Below are 22,814 nucleotides of genomic sequence, written 5' to 3'. Positions count from 1 at the left end.
ACTGATCCAACTAATTGTTTTTCAACATTTTAGAAAATGAAAACAAAATTAGGTTTGACCTAAAATTCGAAACAAAATAAGTCAGCATTTTCATAATAAGACATTTGTCAATCCATATCAATAAAATGAAAAATTTACCATGCATCGTTTTGTTAACGCTTGTTAGTATCTGGACTACTTCCTGTGAAAAGAAAAAGGAGGTTCAGGATGAAGCCAAGGCGTTTATGCTTTCGGATACGATGATGAACCGTATTACCATTGACACAGTGAAAACGGAAGTGGTCAGAAATGAACTGACGCTGGTTGGAAAAGTTGTTCCGGATGAAAACCAGGTGATTAAAATTTTCCCTCTTGTAGGTGGAAACGTGGAAGACGTAAACGTGGAATTAGGTGATTATGTTAAAAAAGGCCAGAAACTAGCAACGATCCGCTCAGGAGAAGTAGCTGATTTTGAGAGGGAAATGATTCAGGCACAATCTGATTTGCTTATTGCTCAAAAGAATTTGTCCTCTACCGAAGATTTATATGAAAGCAAACTGGTTCCGGAACGTGACGCCATTACAGCCAGACAAATGGTGGATAAAGCAAAAGCAGAGGTAAGCCGTGTGAAAGAAATATTTTCGATTTACGGTTTGGGCAAGTCAACGAATTATACTGTAAAATCTCCTATCAACGGTTTTATCATTGCCAAAAATGTAAACCGCGGTATGCAGTTAAGGTCTGATAATTCCGAGAGCCTTTTTACTGTCGGGCAGATTTCTGATGTGTGGGTGATGGCCAATGTGAATGAAAGCGATATTCCAAGAGTACAATTGGGAATGCCGGCAGATGTCCGTACGATCAGTTTTTCAGATGAGGTTTTTAAAGGAAAAGTTGACAAAATTTATAACGTTCTGGATCCTGAAACAAAAGCTATGCAGATCAGGATTCAACTGCAAAACTCGGGATTTAAACTTAAACCTGAAATGCATGCGACTGTTAGCCTCAACTTTGAGGAAGGAGATAAAATGCAGGCAATTCCTTCACAAGCCATCATATTCGACCGGAGTAAAAATTGGGTAATGGTGTTTCACAGCCGTTCTAATATTGAAACGCGTCCGGTGGAAGTTTATCGGTCGCTTGCCAACCGGAGTTACATCAGTGGCGGATTAAAAAACGGAGAAGCCATTATTTCAAAAAATCAGCTACTGGTATACGACGCGCTGAATGACTAAAAACAATGATAGAATGAGAGAATGATATAATAAATCAATCATTCTACTAAGCTCGTTCCGTCAAAATATTCTCTCATCGCACCGGCGACCCGGTCAAAATTCTATCATTCAACATTGTTTTATGAATAAATTCATTCGGGGAATTGTTGGTTTTTCTCTTAAAAACCGCTTCTTCATATTCTTTATGACAGGCCTGCTGATTGTTGCAGGAATTGTCAGTTATCGTGAGACTCCGCTGGAAGCATTTCCGGATGTTACTAATACACAGATCATTATCGTTACACAATGGAACGGACGGAGTGCCGAGGAAATTGAGCGGTTCGTGACTGTGCCCATTGAAGTTGCAATGAACTCAGTTCAGCAAAAAACCAATGTGAGAAGTACCACCATGTTTGGTCTGAGCATTATCAAAATCATTTTTGATGACAATGTCGAAGACTTTTTTGCCCGGCAGCAGGTTAATAACCAGCTTCGGAACATATCATTACCCGAAGGCGTAGAACCGGATGTTCAGCCGCCTTATGGGCCAACAGGTGAAATTTTCCGGTATACACTGCAAAGTAAAGACCGCGACAGCCGTGAATTGCTAACACTTCAAAGCTGGGTAATCGACCGCCAGCTAAGAAGTATTCCGGGTGTTGCAGATGTAGTGGCTTTTGGCGGAAGGCAAAAAATATATGAGGTACAGGTAAATCCTACCAAACTTGTAAAATACAACATTACGCCACTGGAAGTTTACCAGGCTGTAACAAAAAGCAATGTCAATGTAGGTGGTGATGTCATTGAAAAAAACGGGCAGGCTTATGTAGTAAGAGGAATCGGATTACTGAATTCCATACCTGACATTGAAAATATTATTGTAGAATATGTAAAGGACAATCCTGTTCTGGTACGTGATGTGGCTGCGGTGAAAGAATCGGATATGCCGCGTGTCGGGCAGGTTGGGCTTGATGGAAATGACGATGCTGTTGAAGGGATTGTTGTACAGCGTAAAGGTGAAAATCCGAGTGAAGTACTGGCACGTATAAAGGAAAAGGTTGATGAACTGAATACGAAAATACTGCCGCCGGATGTAAAAATGGTGACCTTTTATGACCGGGATAACCTGATCGAATTTTGTGCACATACGGTAAAACACAATCTGATAGAAGGTATTGTGCTGGTAACAGTCATTGTATTTCTATTTATGGCCGACTGGCGAACAACAGTTATTGTTTCCATTATTATTCCGCTTGCATTGCTGTTTGCATTTATGTGCCTGAGAATGAAAGGTATGTCGGCAAACCTTTTATCAATGGGTGCGATAGATTTTGGGATTATCATTGATGGCGCAGTAGTAATGGTTGAAGGGATTTTTGTGGCCCTAGATCATCTGGCACATAAAAACGGGATGGACAGGTTTAATAAACTTTCCAAACTGGGATTAATCAAAAAAACCGGTGGCGAACTTGGAAAGGCAATCTTCTTTTCAAAACTTATCATCATTACAGCGCTTATCCCCATTTTTAGTTTCCAGAAAGTAGAAGGTAAAATGTTTACTCCACTGGCCTATACACTGGGTTTTGCACTAATGGGCGCTTTGCTTTACACACTTACATTGGTACCTGTACTTTGCTCATTTTTGCTGAATAAAAATGTACGTGAAAAGAGCAATCCGATCGTAAGGTTTTTTGATACGATCATTATTAATGGCTTCAACTGGTGTTACGGGCATAAAAAGATCAGCGTTTTGTTCGCATCTGTATTTATGGGATTAAGTTTATTCTCCTCCACATTGCTCGGAACCGAATTCCTGCCAACGCTTAATGAAGGAGCACTCTGGGTAGAAGCAAAAATGCCCATGAGCAGTTCTCTGAACGAAACTATTAAAATGGTAACTGTCCTTCGTGCCAAACTGAATGAGTTTCCTGAGGTGAATGGTGTTTTATCCCAAACCGGCCGATCCAATGACGGAACTGACCCTTCAGGTTTTTATTACGTTCAGATGCAGGTGAATTTAAAACCAAAGGATGAATGGAAAAGGAATATTAGTCAGGATGATCTGATTGAGGAAATGGACAAAAAACTCAAAGAATTCCAGGGTATCAACTACAATTATTCACAGCCGATTATCGACAATGTCGCCGAAGCCGTAGCTGGAATGAATGCCAGTAATGCGGTTAAAATTTATGGCGACGACCTGGAAACGCTTAATAATAAAGCCAATGAAGTGTTGGAGGCCATTAAAAATGTTCCGGGAATTAAGGATGTAGGTATTTTAAGAAACATTGGGCAGCCGGAAATCAGTGTAATTCTGCATGATCACAAAATGGCGCAATATGGAGTAAGCACAGCCGACGTGCAGGCGGTAATTGAAATGGCGATCGGTGGAAAAACAGCCTCAATTCTTTATGAAGGTGAGCGAAAGTTTGATATCCGCCTACGTTACGAACAGCAGTACCGCCGTGATGTAAATGATATTCAGCAGCTGATGGTTCCAACGCTAACCGGTGGCAAGATCCCGTTAAAAGAGATTTCCAGTATCCGTACGGTTACTGGCCCGGCTTTCGTATACAGGGATAATAACAAACGTTTTATTGGTGTAAAATTCTCTGTTCGCGAAAGGGATCTGGGAAGTACAATTGCAGATGCGCAAAGCCGTGTGAAACCTTTGTTGAAATCTTTACCGAAAGGTTATTCAGTAAACTGGTCGGGTGAATTTGAAAATCAGGTTCGCGCAACGGCACGTCTGGGACAGGTTGTGCCAATTAGCCTCATTGGTATTTTTATCCTGCTGTTTATCATGTTCAGCAATGCGAAAGATGCCGGTTTGGTACTGGTGAATGTTCCTTTTGCATTGATTGGCGGGATCCTGGCTTTGCATGCCACACACATGAATTTCGGAATATCAGCCGGAGTAGGTTTTATTGCCTTATTCGGTTTGTGTGTGCAGAATGGCGTAATCCTTATTTCTGTGTTCAATAAAAATCTGGCAGCACGAATGCCACTAGACGATGCAATAAGAGAAGGTGTAAAATCAAGAATACGACCGGTCATTATGACCGCATTAATGGCTGCAATAGGTCTTCTTCCTGCTGCAACATCTACCGGAATTGGTTCAGAAACTCAGAAACCTCTGGCCATAGTTGTAATCGGCGGGCTGATTACAGCGACAATACTAACCTTGCTTATTTTCCCGATTATCTATGCTTTTTTCAATCGGAAGAAGAAGATGTTAGTTTAAAAGAATGAGTTGGTAATTCGGAAACTGTCTTTTCTGTATGAGAAGGCAGTTTTTTTATGTCTTAGAATTATTTATTTACAGGTTAAGTTGACAAAAAGTAGTTATTATGTCAGCATTTATAAAAAATGTTACATTTGCTGATGAACAGATTGCTTCTGCTACGGATGTTCATCTTGACTTTGTTAAAAAAATACGTTCTGAGCTTAATTCTGAAAAATAATCGATTTTAACAGTATTAAAAATAATAGTATTTCAAGATAAAAGATTTTATGTAAATTCTGCCAAAAACCGCTCTAATCGGTAGAGTGGTTTTTTCGTTTTTTGCAAGTATATACACAAAAAAAAGAGACTTCTTTGCGCCCGCCTTATCGTTAAAAGCTATGTATCCATCGGTAAATTAAACCTCTCTGTCGATATCCGAATTTTACCACTAAACATTCGGTCAAATTCTGCGTCATAGAATTAGAAAAGCAAATTGTTTGCTGTTAGTAATTCATTCACAAATTTTTGACAAAATGAAAAAGTTAATTTTAGCGGGACTTCTTATAGTATCTGCACTCGGGTATGAAGTAAATGCACAAGTAAGTGTAAACATCAATATAGGCAATCAACCAGCCTGGGGGCCAACCGGCTATGACCATGTTGATTTCTATTATCTTCCGGACATCAATGTATATTTTGATGTAAACAAATCGCAATACGTTTATCAAAACGGTACGCAATGGATCTATGGAAAAAACCTTCCGTCGCGTTACAAGAATTTTGACTTATATAATTCCTACAAAGTGGTAATGAACGAACCTAAGCCATATTTGCGCAATAAGATCCAAAAAACACAGTACGCGAATTATAAAGGAAAACGAAACCAGGCCGTAATCCGTGACAGTAAAGATGAAAAGTACTTCCAGAGCAATCAGCATCCACAGCACCAGAAATGGGAAAAAGAGCAGCCTGGCCAAAAAAACATAGCCAACCGTAATAACAATGGTAATTCAGGTAAAGGATCAGATAAAAATGATCATAATAAAGCTGTTGGTAAGCGCAATTAAATTGTAAAATCAGCCCGGAGTTTAAACTTTGGGCTGAAATTTTATATATCAGTAAGGTTTTTTGCTTCCTTCCTCAATTTAAAAGAGTGGTTCATTTTATCAAAATTATAACCAATGTGCATCATATAACGCAGGGAAATACCGAAACTCCATCCACTTCCATCACTTGTAATTTTTGCAGTCTGAGTTTCCAGGCCGTTGACATAATAAACCAGATTGGTTGTAAGTGAATTCCCCATTCCCCACTGTTTACGACCAAAAAAACTAAGGTCAATAGCTCTGGAAACTTTCAAGACATACTCCGCCGATACTTCCGCCAAACCTGTAAAATGTGCATTAGTGCGGGTATCACTCGTAATAAACAATGTATCAATAGCTTGTCTCCGGCCCCGTTCTTTATATCCCGAAAATTCCAGATACTCCTTTGTTTTACCTGAATTTGGAACTATGCCTATTCCTCCGCCAATCCAGAATGCAGAGCGGCGTAAAGATGATTTTCCAAATAACAAACGGCGTTTTCCACGAAGTATCAGGCTGTTTTTGTCATTTGAAAATTTATAAGATAATGGATTAGCCCCATTGATCAGAAGCACATTATGAATGGGTGATCTTGCAAATTCTGCCTCAACCGCCCACTGTTCGTGGCTTATCCATCCAACCGAAGCACTGTAACCATAGCTGGCTGGTGATTTGGTTGCAATAATTCCATCGAGTGTATTATTCAGCATATTTTTGTCGGTCCTTACAAAACCATTGGCACCAGCGTACCATCTGTTAGTGACACGTACATCCCCAAACGTTTTTAACAGAGATTCGGCATTGTAGGGTTTTGAACCAACAGGTTTAGGAAAAACCGGACGATAATAATCCGCATTATCCTGAGCAAAAACAAAGTTCGAAAAGGCAATAATTACAATGAACGTATAGATTGGCTTCATAACAGGAATGGTAAAAATTCTATTAAACCATTACGCCGCTGACGCCATGAACGTTGCAGGAAACAAAGCAGGAATCTATCGTTTTTCTATATCCGACATCGTAATTTGTCTTGGATAATTTACATTAAAAGTGTGGGGTTCATTCATTTTATAACCTTCCTGCATAAACTGCTTAGCCTTTTCAAAATAAAGATCCTGCTGCTTATTGCCGGTGACTTTAAACGTCATAGCCATGTAGTAATTGGCCATTGGATGCTGTTCATATAGCCGCAGGCAATCCCTGAGATACATTTCTGCCTTATCAAATTCATTCATCAGGTAATACAGGATTCCAAAATAAAGCAATGAATTAAAATGAATATCATTCATGGCTTCTCCTCTGCTTTGCTGGGCAATATCTTTTAAAAAATAACTTTCTGCTTTGCTGTAGTTTCCCAGCTCCATGTAACTAAGCGCAATATAAAATGAAAAACTATGATCCTGAATAAATGAATGGGGAGTCAGTATTTCCGCAGTTTCAAAATCAGCAATGGCCTTTTCGTAATTTTTGGCATAAATGCAATGTAAATAACCACGGTAAGCAGTCCACCGAACCGGGTCAAGTTCAACTGCTTTATCATTGTTTTGCAATGCCTTTTCAAAATTTCCATTTGCCAGGTATGGGATACCTTTTTCCTGATAAGCTTCCGCAATATCAGGGCAAATAGCAAGCAAACTGTCATAAGTAAGTTCTCGTGCCGGATCATCCCATGTGTATTTCCGGGCTTTTTTTGAATAAATCGGAAACAAACTATCCTGAACAGATTTGGAAGTGCAATCAAATATATTTTGGGCAAAGCCGGTTATAGGCAAGACGAGGAAACTTATCAGTACTATAAATGGCTTTGTCATTTTTAGTCTATGGAAATAGTCAGTTATCTATCTTACAAATTTCACGGTGCCTCTGAATCAAATCAGTAGTTTTTCAGTTTCCTAAAAACTAATCGTAAAAGTAGTACCAACTCCGATTTCTGACTGTACATCAATACGGCCGTGGTGGGCGTTAATAATACTCATCGTCGTTGCCAAACCGATACCCATTCCGTTGTTTTTACCCGTGAAATAAGGTTCAAATATTTTGTCCATATTCTCTTCACTGATACCAGAACCATTATCTGCAAAGATCACCTGGAATGAATCTCCGTGGTTTCTCGTACTGATACGCAGTATACCCTTATCCTCTTCCATTGCTTCAATAGCATTGGTAATCAGGTTTAAAAAGGCCATTTGCAGCGACACAGAATCAAGCGGAAGCAACAGGTTCTCTTCTGCGTACTGACTTATAATCTGTATCCTTTTTAATTGAACACGGTCATAAGCAGTAGCAATGGCATCATTCAAAACTTTGTTGACCGAACTTTCAACAAGCTCAATATCAGCAGAGCTTGATGGCTGAAGCAACTGTGTAATCAGGTCGTTAATCCGGTTACAATTACGTTTGATTATCTGGGTATAAAATTTCTGGTCTTCATCCACCAGCTCCATTTCCAGTTGCTCGGCAGACAGGTTAACATTGGTAAGTGGATTTCTAACCTCATGTGCAAGCATGCGAACCAGCCGTCCGGTCACTGCCATTTTTTCAGAAAACAGGCGTTCTCTTTCTGATTGCTTCCTGGCAGTCATATCGTGTATCCTTCCCTGAACATACAGATTACCGTCATCCACCTCGACAGAAGCAGAAAAAAGGCAATATTTTTTGTCGTTGTCCTTCGTGATAAGGCGTACTTCGCAATCATGAATGGTTCTGTCCCTCATGCTGTTCCAGAACGCTTCAAACTGTGGTTCATCAACCAGGTTCAGAATATTGATCGCTTTCAATTCCTCTTCCGAATAACCTGTCAGGACACATGCAGATGCATTAAAATCAAGAATATTACCTTTTAAGTCACTAATAAAAAGAAAGTCGTTGGATTCTTCAAAAATCCTTCTGTACCGTCTTTCACTGTGTTTAAGTGCTTTCAGTACAGAAGTTCTTTCGAGTGCATAGCGTATACTTCTTTCCAGTTTTTCAGGATCCAGTTCACTCTTGATCAGATAATCCGCTGCTCCGAGACGTAAAGCTTCAACGGCTATTTTGGTATCACCTTTGCCCGTGAGCAATATAATGGGCTCCTCACATTCCATTCCACAAGCCTCTTCTATTAAGTCAATTCCATTATTTTCACCTAGTAGATAATCGAAAAGATAGAGATCGTACTTATTATTCTTTATTTCATACAGTGCCTCTTTGTAAGTAGAACACCACGTAATATCAAATTTCCAGTTTATCAGATCCTGAAAATACTCTCTGGTCAGAAAATAATCATCTTCATCATCATCGACCAGAAGTACCGTTATTAATTTACTATTCATTCAAGAAAGATTACAAGCTTTAACTAAATATCGAACTGCTTCATTTTATTATAAAGCGTCTTTCGATCAATGTTCAGCAAACGGGCAGCCTTACTTTTATTAAAATTAACATCCCGCAACACCTGCATAATCATATCATATTCGGCTTCGTTGGCAACTGTTTTGAGGCTTGGTTTTACATCATCACCATCTGCCATTTCCAGATTTCCCTGCGCTGCCATTATCGGAACCGAAACAGGTTCTTCATCCAGATCCTTCAACTTACGATAATTAACAATTTCAAACGGAAGTGATTTTTCTTCTATCAAATCACCATCAGAAAGCAAAGTCGCACGCTTAATTACGTTTTTAAGCTCCCTGAGGTTACCTGGCCACGAATAACTTAAAAAATCATCCACAACTTCGTCTGAAAACCCTTTTACACTTTTACTCAACTCTGCGTTGGTAGATTCCAGGAATGTATTCGCGAAAAGCATTAAATCATCTTTCCGGTTTCTAAGGGCAGGAACTTCAATTGTAAACTCGTTGAAACGATAATATAAATCTTCTCTGAATTTTCCACTTTTGGCAGAATCCAGCAATCTTTCGTTACTCGCCACCAATATCCGCACATCCAGATCAATTTCTTTTGAACCGCCTATTCTTCTCATTTTGCGCTCCTGAACCACACGCAGCAACGCAACCTGAATTTCATAGGATAAATTAGAAACTTCGTCCAAAAACAAAGTTCCTCCGTTAGCCATCTCAAAATGACCGATTTTTGTCTGCAGGGCTCCTGTAAACGAACCTTTTTCGTGCCCGAACAATTCACTGCCTGCCAGTTCCTTGGATATTGCGCCACAATCCATTGCCACAAATGGCATATCTTTTCTCTTCGAACGATTATGGATTTCCTGTGCAATAGCCTCTTTTCCCGAACCGCTTTCACCATAAATAATTACACTGAAGTTGGTTGGAGCTACCAGATCAACCTGTCTGAACAAATTATCCGATATGTCACTTTGCCCCATCACATAACCTGCTTTAGATTTGGAATAACCTCTGCGTGCCGGCTTAACAGTTGCTGTATCGCTTACTTCGACCGCTGCTGCATATTCTACCTGTTCGTTTTTGGATGATTCCGCGTCAGCAATTGCTTTCTTTACCGTTACCAGAATTTCGTCAGGGAAAAGGGGTTTGGTGATATAATCATAAGCACCCAGTTTCATCACGCTGACTGCCACTTTTATATCGGAATAACCAGTTATAATTAAAACGGGTACATTCGGACGTTTCGCTTTGATTGCAGTAAGAAGTTCTGTTCCGGTAATATCACCCAGACGAAAATCAGTCATTACAAGATCCGGCGAAATGGCCTCAATTAACGCCAGGCCATCCTTACCATTTTGTGCTGTTTCTACAATGAAATCATTTTTTGATAAGAACCTTTTCAACAAGAAGCAGATGTCTGCTTCATCATCAACAACTACAATTTTTTTCATGCCAGGTTTTAAGGGCTTTTGTATATTTTAAATGGTTACTCTTAGTCTTGCCGTTGGTATATTTAACTGCTCTCTATATTTTGCCACGGTGCGCCGTGCTACTGAATACCCTTTTTCAGAAAGTAAATCTGTGATCTGCTGATCGTTGTAAGGGTGTCTTTTATCTTCATCAACCACTATTTCACGAATTGCTTCCTGTATTTCCCTGTTAGAAACTTCCGTTCCGTCTTCGTTGGTTACACCTTCTGTGAATAAATCTTTGAGTAACACGATGCCAAATGGAGTCTGAACGTATTTATTTGTCGTAACACGCGACACTGTTGAAATATCCATGTCAATAATTTCAGCAACGTCTTTTAAGATCATTGGCCTCAGTTTCTTGATATCACCGGTTTGAAAATAATCATACTGAAGTTTTACAATAGCACGCAAAGTGCTTATCATCGTATTTTCACGCTGCTTAATGGCATCAATAAACCATTTTGCAGAGTTCATTTTATTCTTCAAAAACTGATTGGTGGCTTTGTCAATTTTTTGCTCGGCCATTTGTGTAAAAAGCTTGTTCAGTTTTAATGCAGGGCTATTTCCCCAGGTAAGCTGAACTTCAATTTCACCGTCTTCGGTATATCTGAGCATAAAATCCGGTTTAATGCTCTCATTGACAAGGGTATCATTTCGTAATCCGGAAGCAGGTTTAGGATTAAGTGTAGTGATCAGCTGAATAGCCTTTTTTAACGATTCTTCGTCCAGGCCAAGCACTCGCATGATCTTATCATAATTCCTTGAACCAAGTTCGTCAAAAGCATCCGAAACAATGCGAAGTGACCATTTCCACACCTCATCCTGGCGTTCAAGGCGATGCAGCTGGATTAACAGACATTCCCTCAGATCACTTGCAGCTATACCGGGAGGGTCGAGCTGCTGGATCACTTTCAGCATCAGAGCCACTTCCTCAGTATCAATAAACATACTATTGGCAAAGGAAATATCATCAGCGATTACTTCACTGTCCCGTCTCAAAAATCCGTCCTCATCAAGTGAATCCAGAATGAAATCAGCTATTAACTGCTGCCTTTCGTCCAAACGAAGAAAGTGCACCTGCTGTTTGAGGTCATCCCTGAAACCGATAGACTCCACCATCGGACGGGTATACAATTCATTATCAGCTGACTGATTATTCGCATACGTTTTGTAATCCGGAATATCATCATCTCTAAACTCATCCCAGTCATAATAATCCTGAACACTGGATGAGTCTTCATCACTACCACCTGCCACATCCGAAGGATCTGCGAATTCATCAGCCGACTCCTCAGGCGCATTTTCTTCCTTGCCTTCTTCTAATATGGGATTTTCTTCCAGCTCCTCTTTAATCCTTTGCTCCAATTCCATTGTAGTCAAATGCAATAAATTCAGCATTTGAATTTGCAAGGGAGAATATTTCAGTGTCTGTCGTTGCGTCTGCGTCTGTCTTTGCATATTGCAATTAAGGGTAAAAATTAAAATTCTATTGAATGGTTTAAATTTACTACTCTTTATCCTATCTATATTAATAGAATTGTTATTTATAAAAGATTGCGTAGTTATTTCCACAAACTGAGTATGTCAAACAAAATTGTAGACATTATACTCAATCCAACTATTTCGTCCCTGCTAGTGTGTGAAGAATACTACTAAATTGCAATCGAAGCTCAATTAATGCTACTTCATTAGGAATTATAAAGATTCAGTTTCTTCTAATTAACCATCTGCCATATAGTTAACGCTTTGAACTTACAAAAGCAATATACTTTTATAAAAAGTTAATAATTTGTAAATGGTTGTTTGCGTCTTATCCAATGTCTTTTTTGAAGTAGTAAAACCAACATTTTGTTCAACTGTTTACCAGACTCAAATTAATACTAAACCCATTTAACAAATCCCTTGCCTCATTTCCAATTTACCTCAGTCTTATCAGATATCGAAACGTTTGGCCTTTATAAATTTCCCATCGAAGAATTGTTTCAAATTGTATCTGTTTAACTGCTTAATAAAAGAAAATGACCTGTTTAGGGATATATCAGCAAAAGGTAAAAATTGAAAAAGCCTCAAACTTCCATACATTTACCATTATTTCTATTTGTTGATTCCAACCGGACAGCATAATTCTTCAATTTGCTTACATCGAAATATATTTTAAATAATAAAACATTTGTATGACCGACCGGCAAATTCTGATGGCAGATGATGATGCCGATGACCGCTTTCTTGTAAAATCTGCTTTTGAAGATAACAATATTTCCAATCCTGTTATTTTTTTTGAAGATGGAGAGCAACTGGTAAATCATCTTTCAGAAGATGAGAAAAAACCTAATCCGCTGCTGATATTGTTAGATCTTAATATGCCCAGAAGGGATGGTCGTGAAGTGCTCAGGCTGATAAGAAGTAAGGCTGTATGGTATACAATTCCTATCATTATTTTCAGTACCTCTAATTCTCCGGATGACGTAAATTTTGCTTATCAGAACGGAGCCAACTGTTACATAATAAAACCCTCCAGTTACGAAGGGTTAAAGGAAGTTGTTGTAAATATTCAAAGGTTTTGGCTTGATACAGCAACCCTTCCTGAATAATCATTTTGCTTCTAGTTATACGGTTGCAGTTTAACTTCCGGCTTTTCATCAGTTGCTTTTTTAACCCATCTAAGGCCTTTTAAAAGTATTTCCCTGCCACTGTCAACAGTATCTTTAGTAATGATTTTCTCAGCAATAATTGGTACTACAAAATTTAGAGGAGCTGGCAGTCGCCTAAAAACAGTTTTCGTAAGTGCCGTTCCTACACCCCATTTAAGGCCGGTACTTGCAGCATTTCCTGAACTGGCGATCAGCAAATCCTTGATAAGATTTACTGCCCCACCCGATGTCTGCTTCTGCTCATTGTGATGCAAATTATTATCGTACTTTTTCATAAATTCAGTTTAAGTATTGAGTAAGTTTAAATAGTATTTCGGGAGAACTTTCCCGAAACACTATTTAAACTTGTTTATTTCGTCGTTAGCATCATCTACATATTGCTCAGCAGTATCAACCGTTTCGTCTTTGTATTTCTGAGCTTTGTCTTTAAGATTTCCGGTTACATCAACTGCCTTTTCTTTACTTTTTTCCAAAGCATCGATCAGCTCACTTGCCAGGCTATTTGTTTTTTTCTTTATTTTCTTTCTTGTCTTATTTCCTTCGTCTGGTGCGAAAAGTAAACCGATTACCGCTCCCACTGCCGTTGCAGTAACCACTCCCCAAAAAAATCTGTTATTATTTGCCATGACTTGCAATGGTTTAGTGTTTAATTTTTTATAACATATTATTTAAAAACCTGTACCAATTTATTGCTGCATCCGTTGAATTTGCATTTCACTGAAAATCAGAAAATTACAAATCAATGAAGTAAGAATTGAACTACGCATTTGCTCATTATTGGTAAAATATTTACGCTTTTAGAGAAAATAAGGGACAGGATTCTACAATGTAACATATCTGAGTTTTAATTTATTTGTATTTTTAAGCTAAATACAAATTTGTAAAATGGACATGGCAAGGTTATTTTAATTTAGAACAGATCACAACATGTAGCTAATAAAGCTTTTAGAAAACCAGTTCTCTAATCATCATCTACCTAAGTCAATGAATATTTATTTTAACAGACGGCCATGAGAATTGTAATTATTGAAGATGAAACAGATTTGGGAATATTGATGCGCAATTTTCTGGTAAAACAATTTAATATTGATGCACCTGGTTCTATAGTCAAATTAGTTACTTCGCTTACTGAGGGCATTAATTGTATTAAGCAAATCGACCCTGATTGGGTATTTATGGATAACAACCTTCCTGATGGCAAAGGAATTAATGAAATTAAAAGCATTAAAAGTTATGCTAAAAATGAAAATCACACACGTATTGTCATGATGAGTGCTATGACAAATCTACGGGAAGAGGCCATTAAAAACGGAGCTGATTTCTTTTTGGATAAACCGATCAGTTTTGCCGAAGTACAGAATATATTCGATTCACCAATGGTCTGATTATAGGACAAAACGTTTATTTAACGATTACAGATTTGTACGAGTGCATATAAAATGAATGAAAAAATATCTCTATACCAGAGATGCTGAGAATACTCTGTGGAATTTCTTACTCATTTACATTTGCATTCAATAATATTTATACCGGCATTTACCTGAATACCGGACATTTCGTGCCTGATTTGCCTCTGCCTCCCGGCATTTTTACTTTTTGCTCTTTATATCTCACTTTTTTTACTTTTATCAGGTTTTTATGCTTTTCATAAGGCATTAACTTAAAGTCATAATCTGGGATAAAATAGTCTTCATTGTATTCTGCAACAGGCAGTGGCATATAGTGACGCCCGGGAAACGACAATTTATCGTAATCATAGTCATACAGGTAAATCGTTACAAAACCATCCCTGCTATATTTAATGCCAATATCTGAAAAAGGGCTGTCCTCATTAGACGCTACCAGTCGCATCATTTCCTTTTGTTTTCCTTTTACAAGTATTGTCATGTTATATTGAAAAACCCGTTGTAACGAGTCGATTTCAATCGCAATGCCCAGGTAATATTTTGCATCTTTAAAGTTCTCCTGCCCTGCATACATTACCGCAGTATTATTAAGCGCGCTTTTATCCTGATAACTCTGGTAACTTAGTTTCGCTTCTTCGTACTGTTGCCAGTACCGGTACACATTTCCCTGATTCACGTTATAAAATTTTCGTGCAGGCGCTACTTCCAATGCTTTTTTAAAATCTGCAAATGCTCCTTCATAGCGCGTATTGGCCTGGTCTATCTGCCGGCGCTGTTCATGTCTGTTTCCAATATACGATTGCACAATGCCATGGTTATTCTGCAGGAAAGGAAGCTCAGGATTCTCTTTAACCAAGCTATCAAAAAGCGACATAGACTTATCAAGCTGGTCATTTTCCAGTAATACTACACCCCATCCATTTTGTGCATTGATATTTTCCCGGTTAAGGGATATTGCCTTTTTAAAGACCTGATAACCTTTCTTAAACATATCAAAATGTAAAAGCAGGTTTCCGTAATTGCTCCACATTTTGTCATAATTCTGCTCATATTGTAACGCTTTTGCCAAATACTGGCCAGCTTCCGAATAGCTTTTCCGGTCGATCATGATGCTGCTCAAACCTGCCAGAGCCTCAAATCTGGTTGCGTCAAGGCGTATTGCTTTCCTGAAATCCTCCTCAGCTTCTTTCGATTTGTTAAGATAATATTCAGAAAATGCTTTGGTCACAAACAGATCAGCAAAAAAACTGTTATTCTCATCCATGGCCCTTTCTGCCTTTTTGAAATCTTTTAGTGCCATATCATACTTTCCCAGGCCGTAATAAGCAACAGCCCTACCCAGATAAGCCTGCAAATAAGTAGTGTCTTTCCTGATTACTTTATCAAAAAGATTAAATGCAGTTTGATATTCATGTTTTGAAAGATGGGTGTTGGCAATTCCTGATAGTAGCGCAAGGGTTTCCCTTTTTGTTGCTGAAGCCAGTCTGTAATATCGCTGCGCTTCCGGGATCAGTTTGAGGCCATAGTAAGAATGAGCCATACCCAGATATGCATCACCCCGGAATTTTTTGTCCTCACTTTCCAGATATTTTTCAAATACGGCCTTTGCCTCTTCAAACCGGCTGAGAGATAATAATGCATTGGCATATCTGATCTGTGCTTTTGGATGGCGTCTGGCAACTTTTTCAAAATCCTTTACCGCTTTTTTCTGGCTGCCAATCCTCATGAGCAAATCTCCTCTTTGCAAACGGTAAGCAATTACGTCATCTTTCTGACGGATGGCAGAAGAAATTTCATCAACTGCTTCGGGGAAATTACCGTCAAATTTGTGGATCATACCTACATTATAATTCCACTTTCCTCCGGAATTTTTGCCGGATGCTGTGGATGCAAAATCTTTTCCTTCCAGATACTTTTTCTGTTTGGCATACGAAAAAAGCATATTCAGATTCGCCTGGGAATTGGACGGAGCATCAGCAAAATCATTTCTCGCTGCCTGGTATTTTCCGCTCAGTAAGCTGAACAATCCACGGTTATAATGAAAATAAGCATCCTGACCGGCTAATTCCAGATCTTCCATCATGTGCATGGCTTTGTATGGATTACCTGACAAGGCCAATATTACTGCCTCATTATTCATCCGCTGTACTGAATCCGAAGATAAAAAGGATTCCTTATTGTATTTTGTAAAAGCTACCTGTAGCTGGCGTAAAGTACGCTGATAGGTTTCGTCGTGAAGTAAAGTAGGGTCGTTATCTTCAAACGACTGGTTGAAAACCGGCAATAGTTCTTTGACCAGTCTCTGGCATTCACTAAAATCCTGCGCTGAGCAAGGCTTGTAGGAAACGGCGACCGTCAGCAAGACAAAAAAGAGTAGTTTGTAACCGTTCAAGACCATAACATGAGAGGGTGGCGCAACTACTAACCTACCAGAAATGAATTAGAAAATCAATTTCGAATAACAAATATTATTACTTTAAACGTAAAATATAATTTAATTCCATAATAATATTACTACTAATTATAAACGCGGATTTTAACATTCCGGTACCAGACGCTGCTGCCCCAATCCTGCAAACCGATCAGGCCGGAATATACACCTTTTGCAACAGGTGCATTTTTCAAACTGCTTTCTGAAATACGCTTTTTCCAGTCTGCACCAGCGATATCGTGTTCCTGAACCATAAAACCATTCAGATATACTGTTAATTGATTCTTTTTCATGATAAAATGTACCTGGTTCCACTCGCCAACCGGATTAATTTCCCGAAGCCGTGCATTGGCTACGCTGAAAAAATCACCAGCGCGATGTGTATTTTCCTTAGCACCATCATAAATAGCATTATCAGTTACCTGTAATTCCAGTCCGGTATCATGCATGTTCTTGTACTTTGGATCTTCTTTCACAAAGAAAAATATCCCGCTGTTAGCAAACTTGCTCACTTTCCAATCGGCTTTAAATTCAAAGTCGCCATTGATGACCTGGTCTGTAACAATATCGCCTCCATTTTTTGCCTTGTTTCCGGCACGTTCAGGAACATCCAGCTTTATAGCACCCTGATCAATTTTCCAGGCTGAACCAGGTATGTTTCCTCCGTATGCATGCCATCCTTTAAAGTCTTTTCCTGTAAAAAGTAATTTCCAGCCTTCCTTTTTTCTTGCTGAGACAAAGAGTTAGCACTTTGACTGAATACTGAAAAGACAGTCATAATATAAAACAAGGCAGTAAAAAAATCCTTCTCATGGTGCAATAGTTAGTTAAAATATTAATTTACTAAGTAATGAGTTAACTAAAATTACTGCCTTGTTTCATTATTTAAATGGCCTGTTTAAATACCGTCGCATTCGCTGCCACGAAAAGCTTCTGATCGTGAATGCATAAAGTCAGATCCTTTTCGGACGTATTCTGGACCATCACACCATCCTGCGTAACCTCAATCTTTAACCATGACCCCTGAAATCCAATCCTGAACGAATACGCATTCCACTGAGCTGGTATGTAAGGATTCAGCTCCAAAATCCCGTTTTTAATCCGTTGTCCCGCAAAACCTTTTACAACACTCATCCAGGTTCCAGCCATGGAAGTAATGTGCAGGCCGTCTTCTGTATCGTTATTATAATCGTCCAGATCAAGCCTCGCTGTGCGTACATACATTTCGTATGCCTTATCCTTAAAACCTATTTTTGCAGCCAGTATGGCATGTACACACGGAGAAAGTGAAGATTCGTGAACCGTCATGGGCTCGTAGAACTCAAAATTTCTCTTTATATCATCCAGGTTAAATTCATCTTCAAAGAAATATAAACCCTGTAATACATCAGCCTGTTTGATAAAACACGATCTCAATATCCTGTCCCATGACCAGTTCTGGTTAATAGGGCGCTGATCTGCAATATCGTCCACAGTCAGTATCTCTTTATCTAAAAAACCCTGCTGTTGTAAATAGACTTTTTTAGTGCTGTCATACGGATAGTGCATATTGTCTACAATATGCTTCCAGTCAGCCATTTCGCTATTCAGGTTAAAATGGGTCTGGATAATAATTTCATTCAGCCGGGTTGTATTGGTTGTCCACAGCTTGCCAATTGCTTCCAGGGTATAGCGCAGTGTCCAGCAAGCAATGTAATTGGTATACCAGTTGTTGTTTACGTTATTTTCGTATTCATTTGGGCCTGTTACTCCCAGCATTACGTACTGTCCTTTTTCCTTAGACCAATTAATTCTTTGCTTCCAGAACCTTGAAATACCGATCAGTACTTCCAGGCCGAATTCGTGTAAGTAAGTTTCGTCGCCTGTATATTTTGTGTAATCATAAATGGCATAAGCAATCGCGCCGTTCCGGTGGATCTCTTCAAAAGTAATTTCCCACTCATTATGACATTCTTCACCATTGATCGTTACCATCGGATAAAGTGCGGCTCCGTCCTTAAAACCTAGTTTTTCAGCATTTTCGATGGCTTTTTGCAAATGTTTATATCTGTAAACCAATAAATTGCGCGCGACTTTCTGTTCTGCTGTTGCCAGATAAAAAGGTATACAATATGCCTCGGTATCCCAATAGGTACTTCCGCCGTATTTTTCTCCGGTAAATCCTTTTGGCCCGATATTCAGGCGCTCATCTTCTCCCGTATAGGTTTGTCCAAGATGAAAAATATTGAACCGGATACCCTGCTGAGCAGCAATATCTCCATCAATAGTAATATCATTTTTCTCCCATTTCTCCGCCCAGGCCTCAATTTGTTCAGATAATAACTGATCAAAACCCTTTCTGTAAATGGCAGCCAGATACGTTTTGGTTTCTGCGAGTATGGATTCCGGAGAATAATTGGTTGAAGACAGATTTACGCCATATTTGTAAACTACAAGTTCTTTTCCTTCCTGAACATGAAGGTGTACCGTTCCTGCAACATATTTTTCCTGCCTTACAGGTAAGGACTGGTAATCTGTTTTAAGGTCATTGATCCTGATATCGAATGCCATGCCGGTAGCAACCTGGAATTGTTCTACACCGTACGGATTCTTTTTTGTTTCCAGGATCAGATAGCCTTCTGAAAAACTTGTTTCTTTATGAATCTCATCCCAGAAAGTTTCGTCGTAATTGGAATCGCGGTTACGAATGTTGCCATCCAGATAAGGAGTTACGACAAAGTTATCACTAAAATTCAGCGGTGTAAGGCTATATCTGATAGCACCCGACTGGTCATCGGCCATGCTGCAAAACCGTTTTGAATGAATTTTAAGACGTTTTCCATCTGGTAAAATCACTGTTGCATTTCGTTCCAGAACACCTTCTTTCATGTTGAGTACACGGCGAAAATCTTCTACTTCGCAAGTGTTCAGATCCAGGACTTCATCCCCTATTTTGACATCAATCCCAATCCAGTTACAGGCATTGAGCACTTTGGCAAAATAATCGGGGTAGCCGTTTTTCCACCAGCCTACCCTTGTTTTGTCAGGAAAATATACGCCTGCAACATAATTTCCCTGTAAAGTTTTACCGGAATATTTTTCTTCGAAATTACCTCTCTGACCCATACGTCCATTTCCCAGGCTCATCAAACTTTCGGTAATTTCATTATTGGCAGCATGAAAGCCATCTTCGACTATGCACCATTCATCGTGTGTTATATAATTTTTCATTTTTTTATTAGCTATCAGCTGTCAGCTGTGAACCAACGGCTTTTTGATCAATTATTTCAAAACAGATTATAGAAAAGTCATTTTACTTTTCAAATGCTTCCAGGAGATCGGCCAGTTGAAAATCCCTGAATCCGGGAACAACGATATCCGCTTCTGTCAGTACCGATTTTTCACCGATCCCAACTGCCAGCATTCCGGCCGCTTTCGCCGACTGAACTCCCGCAACTGCATCTTCAAAAACCACAGAATTCTCAGGTAATGTTTGCAAATCCGCTGCTCCCATCAAAAATACCTGTGGATCCGGCTTGCCTTTTGTAACCCGGTTGCCATCCACAATGGTTTCGAAGTAGGACAACATATCAATTCTATCCAATATTACTTTTGCATTTTTACTCGCCGATCCCAGACCGATTTTAATAGAAGCTGATTTCAATTCGTCCAAAAACCGGCGTACTCCCGGTAATGTATCGTCCGGTGTCATTTGCATGCAAAGTTCCAGGTATCTGGTATTTTTAACAGCAGCACGTTCTGATTTTTCTTCTTCACTTAATTCCACTCCACCGATTGCCAGGATAATTTCCAGCGATTCCATGCGGCTTATTCCTTTTAACTTTTCGTTTTCCTCTTCACTTAAATCAAATCCAAGGTCATTGGCCAACTGGCGCCAGGCGATATAATGAAATCTGGCAGTATCTACAATAACTCCGTCAAGATCAAAAAGGCAAGCTTTAATTGCGGGCATATCATTTCAAATTTAATATCTTGCAAAATAGTAAAAAATAATAGGAACGAAAGTAGAAGACTTTGCAATGGCACGGTTGTAACTATACACTTTGCTCTGCAAAAAGTAAAACAGATGTAAAACCAAATGTCAGATAAGTAATGTAGAAACATCAGTTTGTGCAATAAAATGACGATTTGTGTAGAAGTTAGAAGAAATCAATCAGCATCAATCTATTAAAAATAAAATGGCTCAATCAGGAATTAACAAAGATAAATTCATCGTCTATCAGGTTTTTACAAGATTATTTGGCAATCAGAATACAACGAATAAATATTTTGGCAGCATAGAAGAAAACGGCTCTGGTAAGTTCAATGATTTTACAGATACCGCGCTTGCCGCTCTGAAAGAATTTGGAAGTACACATATATGGTATACAGGTGTGATAAAACATGCCACCTTAACCGATTACTCCCAATACGGAATTCCAAATGACCATCCGCTTATCGTGAAAGGAATCGCCGGCTCTCCCTATGCAATTAAAGATTATTACGATGTTGATCCTGATCTGGCTGTTGTTGTAACTAACAGAATGAGTGAGTTTGAAGCATTGGTAAACAGAACGCATCAGCATAACCTGAAAGTAATTATAGATTTTGTACCCAATCATGTTGCCCGCCAGTATCATTCTATTATTCGCTCCACGGATGATTCCATCCGGGTCAAGGATTTTGGCGAAGATGACGATATAACACTTGCTTTTAATCCTCAGAACAACTTTTACTATATTCCGCAGCAGGATTTTATTGTTCCGGAAGGCCACAAACCGCCTGTTAAAGTAGATGCACCATATCACGAACGGCCCGCAAAAGCAACAGGAAATGATGTTTTCCGGGCACAGCCAAGCCAATATGACTGGTACGAAACGATAAAGCTGAACTATGGCGTGGATTATCTGAATAACAGGGCAAGTTATTTTGACCCTGTTCCATCTACCTGGTTGAAGATGCGTGATATTCTTGTTTTCTGGGCAAAAAAGGGAGTGGATGGTTTCAGATGTGACATGGCCGAGATGGTGCCGGTAGAATTTTGGGGCTGGGTCATTCCTGAAATAAAAAAGGTAAATCCTGAAATTATATTTATTGCAGAAATTTATAATTCCTATGAATACCACAACTACATCAAAATAGGAAAATTTGATTATCTGTACGATAAAGTCGGATTGTACAACCTGCTCAGGGAACTGATGGAAGGCCGCGGAAGTGCAGAAGATATTACACGTTTATGGCAAAGGGAATCTGGCGATATTAGTCAGAATATGCTTCGTTTTTTAGAAAATCATGACGAACAGCGTATTGCATCTACTTATTTTGCGGGTAATCCGTGGGTTGCTATACCGGCCATGACATTGAGCGCTACCATGCATACGGGACCATTGATGCTGTATTTTGGCCAGGAAATTGGTGTAACTCCTACTGAATCAGAAGGATTTCAGGGCAATGACGGACGCACGACTATATTTGATTATTGGGGCGTTCCGGAATTTCAGCAATGGATTAACGGCGGGAAATATAATCTTGAAAAACTGACTGGCAATCAGAAAGAGCTACGGGTATTTTATGAAAGCCTTAATCACTTTGTTACTGACAACGAAGCGGTTTACGCTGGCCTGTTTTATGACCTTCAATACTTTAATATTGACGGGCAGTGTTATAATTATGATAAAGACCGCATTTACAGTTACGTACGTTACACCGACAATCAAAAGCTTCTTTTCATCTATAATTTTGATAAAGAAAAGAACTACGAAACATCTGTTCGAATTCCTCAGGATGCCTGGACAAATTCATTTAATTTAAACATAACAAGCTCTTATAAATTAAAGCCCGTTTTTCCGGCATCAGCACTAAAACGGATAATTCCTGCTTCCGAAATTACATCCGGTGGCATTCAGGTTGACCTGCCTCCATGTTCAGTCATTGTTTACGAAATCACAGATAAGTAGTTTACTGACAATTTAAAACAATCATGCAACGCGCTGCAAAAAAATGTTTGGAACGCGTTGCATGATTGTTTAT

At 39.1% G+C, this 22,814-nt stretch carries 16 protein-coding genes and 1 pseudogene; 6 read left to right on the top strand and 11 right to left on the bottom strand.

The genetic code is table 11. The features are described 5' to 3' along the window. Positions 1–125 precede the first annotated feature (125 nt). The 3 genes from KZC02_RS22050 (at position 126) to KZC02_RS22040 (ending at position 5,486) form a co-directional block, all read left to right on the top strand. Positions 126–1,214, top strand: a complete 1,089-nt coding sequence (locus tag KZC02_RS22050; protein ID WP_221390669.1) for an efflux RND transporter periplasmic adaptor subunit — start codon at positions 126–128, stop codon at positions 1,212–1,214. Between the two features lie 121 nt (positions 1,215–1,335). Continuing rightward, positions 1,336–4,437 (top strand): efflux RND transporter permease subunit, encoded by a 3,102-nt coding sequence (locus KZC02_RS22045; protein WP_221390668.1) that lies wholly within the window; start codon positions 1,336–1,338, stop codon positions 4,435–4,437. A gap of 515 nt (positions 4,438–4,952) precedes the next feature. Next, positions 4,953–5,486 (top strand): hypothetical protein, encoded by a 534-nt coding sequence (locus KZC02_RS22040; protein ID WP_221390667.1) that lies wholly within the window; start codon positions 4,953–4,955, stop codon positions 5,484–5,486. A gap of 41 nt (positions 5,487–5,527) precedes the next feature. On the opposite strand, the gene KZC02_RS22035 is transcribed toward KZC02_RS22040, so the two are convergent. The 5 genes from KZC02_RS22035 to rpoN form a co-directional block, all read right to left on the bottom strand. Further along, positions 5,528–6,424: a hypothetical protein gene (locus KZC02_RS22035; RefSeq protein ID WP_221390666.1), complete on the bottom strand. Its 897-nt coding sequence runs from the start codon at positions 6,422–6,424 to the stop codon at positions 5,528–5,530. A 75-nt stretch (positions 6,425–6,499) separates the two neighbouring features. Beyond that, positions 6,500–7,315, bottom strand: coding sequence for a tetratricopeptide repeat protein (locus KZC02_RS22030; RefSeq protein ID WP_221390665.1), 816 nt, complete (start codon positions 7,313–7,315; stop codon positions 6,500–6,502). An 81-nt stretch (positions 7,316–7,396) separates the two neighbouring features. Further along, positions 7,397–8,815 carry a hybrid sensor histidine kinase/response regulator gene (locus KZC02_RS22025; protein WP_221390664.1) on the bottom strand — a complete coding sequence of 473 codons (1,419 nt, stop codon included), beginning with the start codon at positions 8,813–8,815 and terminating at the stop codon, positions 7,397–7,399. Positions 8,816–8,838: 23 nt separating this feature from the next. Next, positions 8,839–10,296: a sigma-54 dependent transcriptional regulator gene (locus KZC02_RS22020; protein ID WP_221390663.1), complete on the bottom strand. Its 1,458-nt coding sequence runs from the start codon at positions 10,294–10,296 to the stop codon at positions 8,839–8,841. A 27-nt stretch (positions 10,297–10,323) separates the two neighbouring features. Further along, positions 10,324–11,775 (bottom strand): RNA polymerase factor sigma-54, encoded by a 1,452-nt coding sequence (rpoN, locus tag KZC02_RS22015; protein ID WP_221390662.1) that lies wholly within the window; start codon positions 11,773–11,775, stop codon positions 10,324–10,326. A 716-nt stretch (positions 11,776–12,491) separates the two neighbouring features. On the opposite strand from rpoN, the gene KZC02_RS22010 reads away from it, so the two are divergent. Then, on the top strand, positions 12,492–12,908 hold the full coding sequence (locus tag KZC02_RS22010; protein ID WP_221390661.1) for a response regulator: 417 nt from the start codon (positions 12,492–12,494) through the stop codon (positions 12,906–12,908). An 11-nt stretch (positions 12,909–12,919) separates the two neighbouring features. On the opposite strand, the gene KZC02_RS22005 is transcribed toward KZC02_RS22010, so the two are convergent. Both KZC02_RS22005 and KZC02_RS22000 read right to left on the bottom strand, forming a co-directional pair. After that, entirely contained in the window at positions 12,920–13,243 is a 324-nt protein-coding gene (locus tag KZC02_RS22005) for a hypothetical protein (RefSeq protein ID WP_221390660.1), read from the bottom strand. Between the two features lie 60 nt (positions 13,244–13,303). Then, entirely contained in the window at positions 13,304–13,594 is a 291-nt protein-coding gene (locus tag KZC02_RS22000) for a YtxH domain-containing protein (protein WP_221390659.1), read from the bottom strand. A 384-nt stretch (positions 13,595–13,978) separates the two neighbouring features. Between KZC02_RS22000 and KZC02_RS21995 the strand changes: the two genes are divergently transcribed. Then, positions 13,979–14,353 carry a response regulator gene (locus KZC02_RS21995; RefSeq protein ID WP_221390658.1) on the top strand — a complete coding sequence of 125 codons (375 nt, stop codon included), beginning with the start codon at positions 13,979–13,981 and terminating at the stop codon, positions 14,351–14,353. A 151-nt stretch (positions 14,354–14,504) separates the two neighbouring features. On the opposite strand, the gene KZC02_RS21990 is transcribed toward KZC02_RS21995, so the two are convergent. From KZC02_RS21990 to pgmB, 4 genes and pseudogenes are all read right to left on the bottom strand, one after another. Next, positions 14,505–16,772, bottom strand: coding sequence for a tetratricopeptide repeat protein (locus tag KZC02_RS21990; RefSeq protein ID WP_221390657.1), 2,268 nt, complete (start codon positions 16,770–16,772; stop codon positions 14,505–14,507). 119 nt (positions 16,773–16,891) lie between these two features. Then, a pseudogene (locus KZC02_RS21985) lies at positions 16,892–17,583 on the bottom strand (DUF1080 domain-containing protein). Positions 17,584–17,690: 107 nt separating this feature from the next. After that, entirely contained in the window at positions 17,691–20,015 is a 2,325-nt protein-coding gene (locus KZC02_RS21980; protein ID WP_221390656.1) for a glycoside hydrolase family 65 protein, read from the bottom strand. An 82-nt stretch (positions 20,016–20,097) separates the two neighbouring features. Beyond that, positions 20,098–20,757, bottom strand: coding sequence for a beta-phosphoglucomutase (gene pgmB / locus KZC02_RS21975; protein WP_221390655.1), 660 nt, complete (start codon positions 20,755–20,757; stop codon positions 20,098–20,100). A 226-nt stretch (positions 20,758–20,983) separates the two neighbouring features. Here pgmB and KZC02_RS21970 point away from each other — a divergent pair, with 226 nt between their 5' ends. After that, entirely contained in the window at positions 20,984–22,741 is a 1,758-nt protein-coding gene (locus tag KZC02_RS21970) for an alpha-amylase family protein (RefSeq protein ID WP_221390654.1), read from the top strand. Positions 22,742–22,814 lie beyond the last annotated feature (73 nt).

Origin of the sequence: Dyadobacter sp. NIV53, from assembly GCF_019711195.1 — a bacterium.
Lineage (GTDB): Bacteria > Bacteroidota > Bacteroidia > Cytophagales > Spirosomataceae > Dyadobacter.
This window is presented reverse-complemented; position numbering and strand designations above follow the sequence as displayed.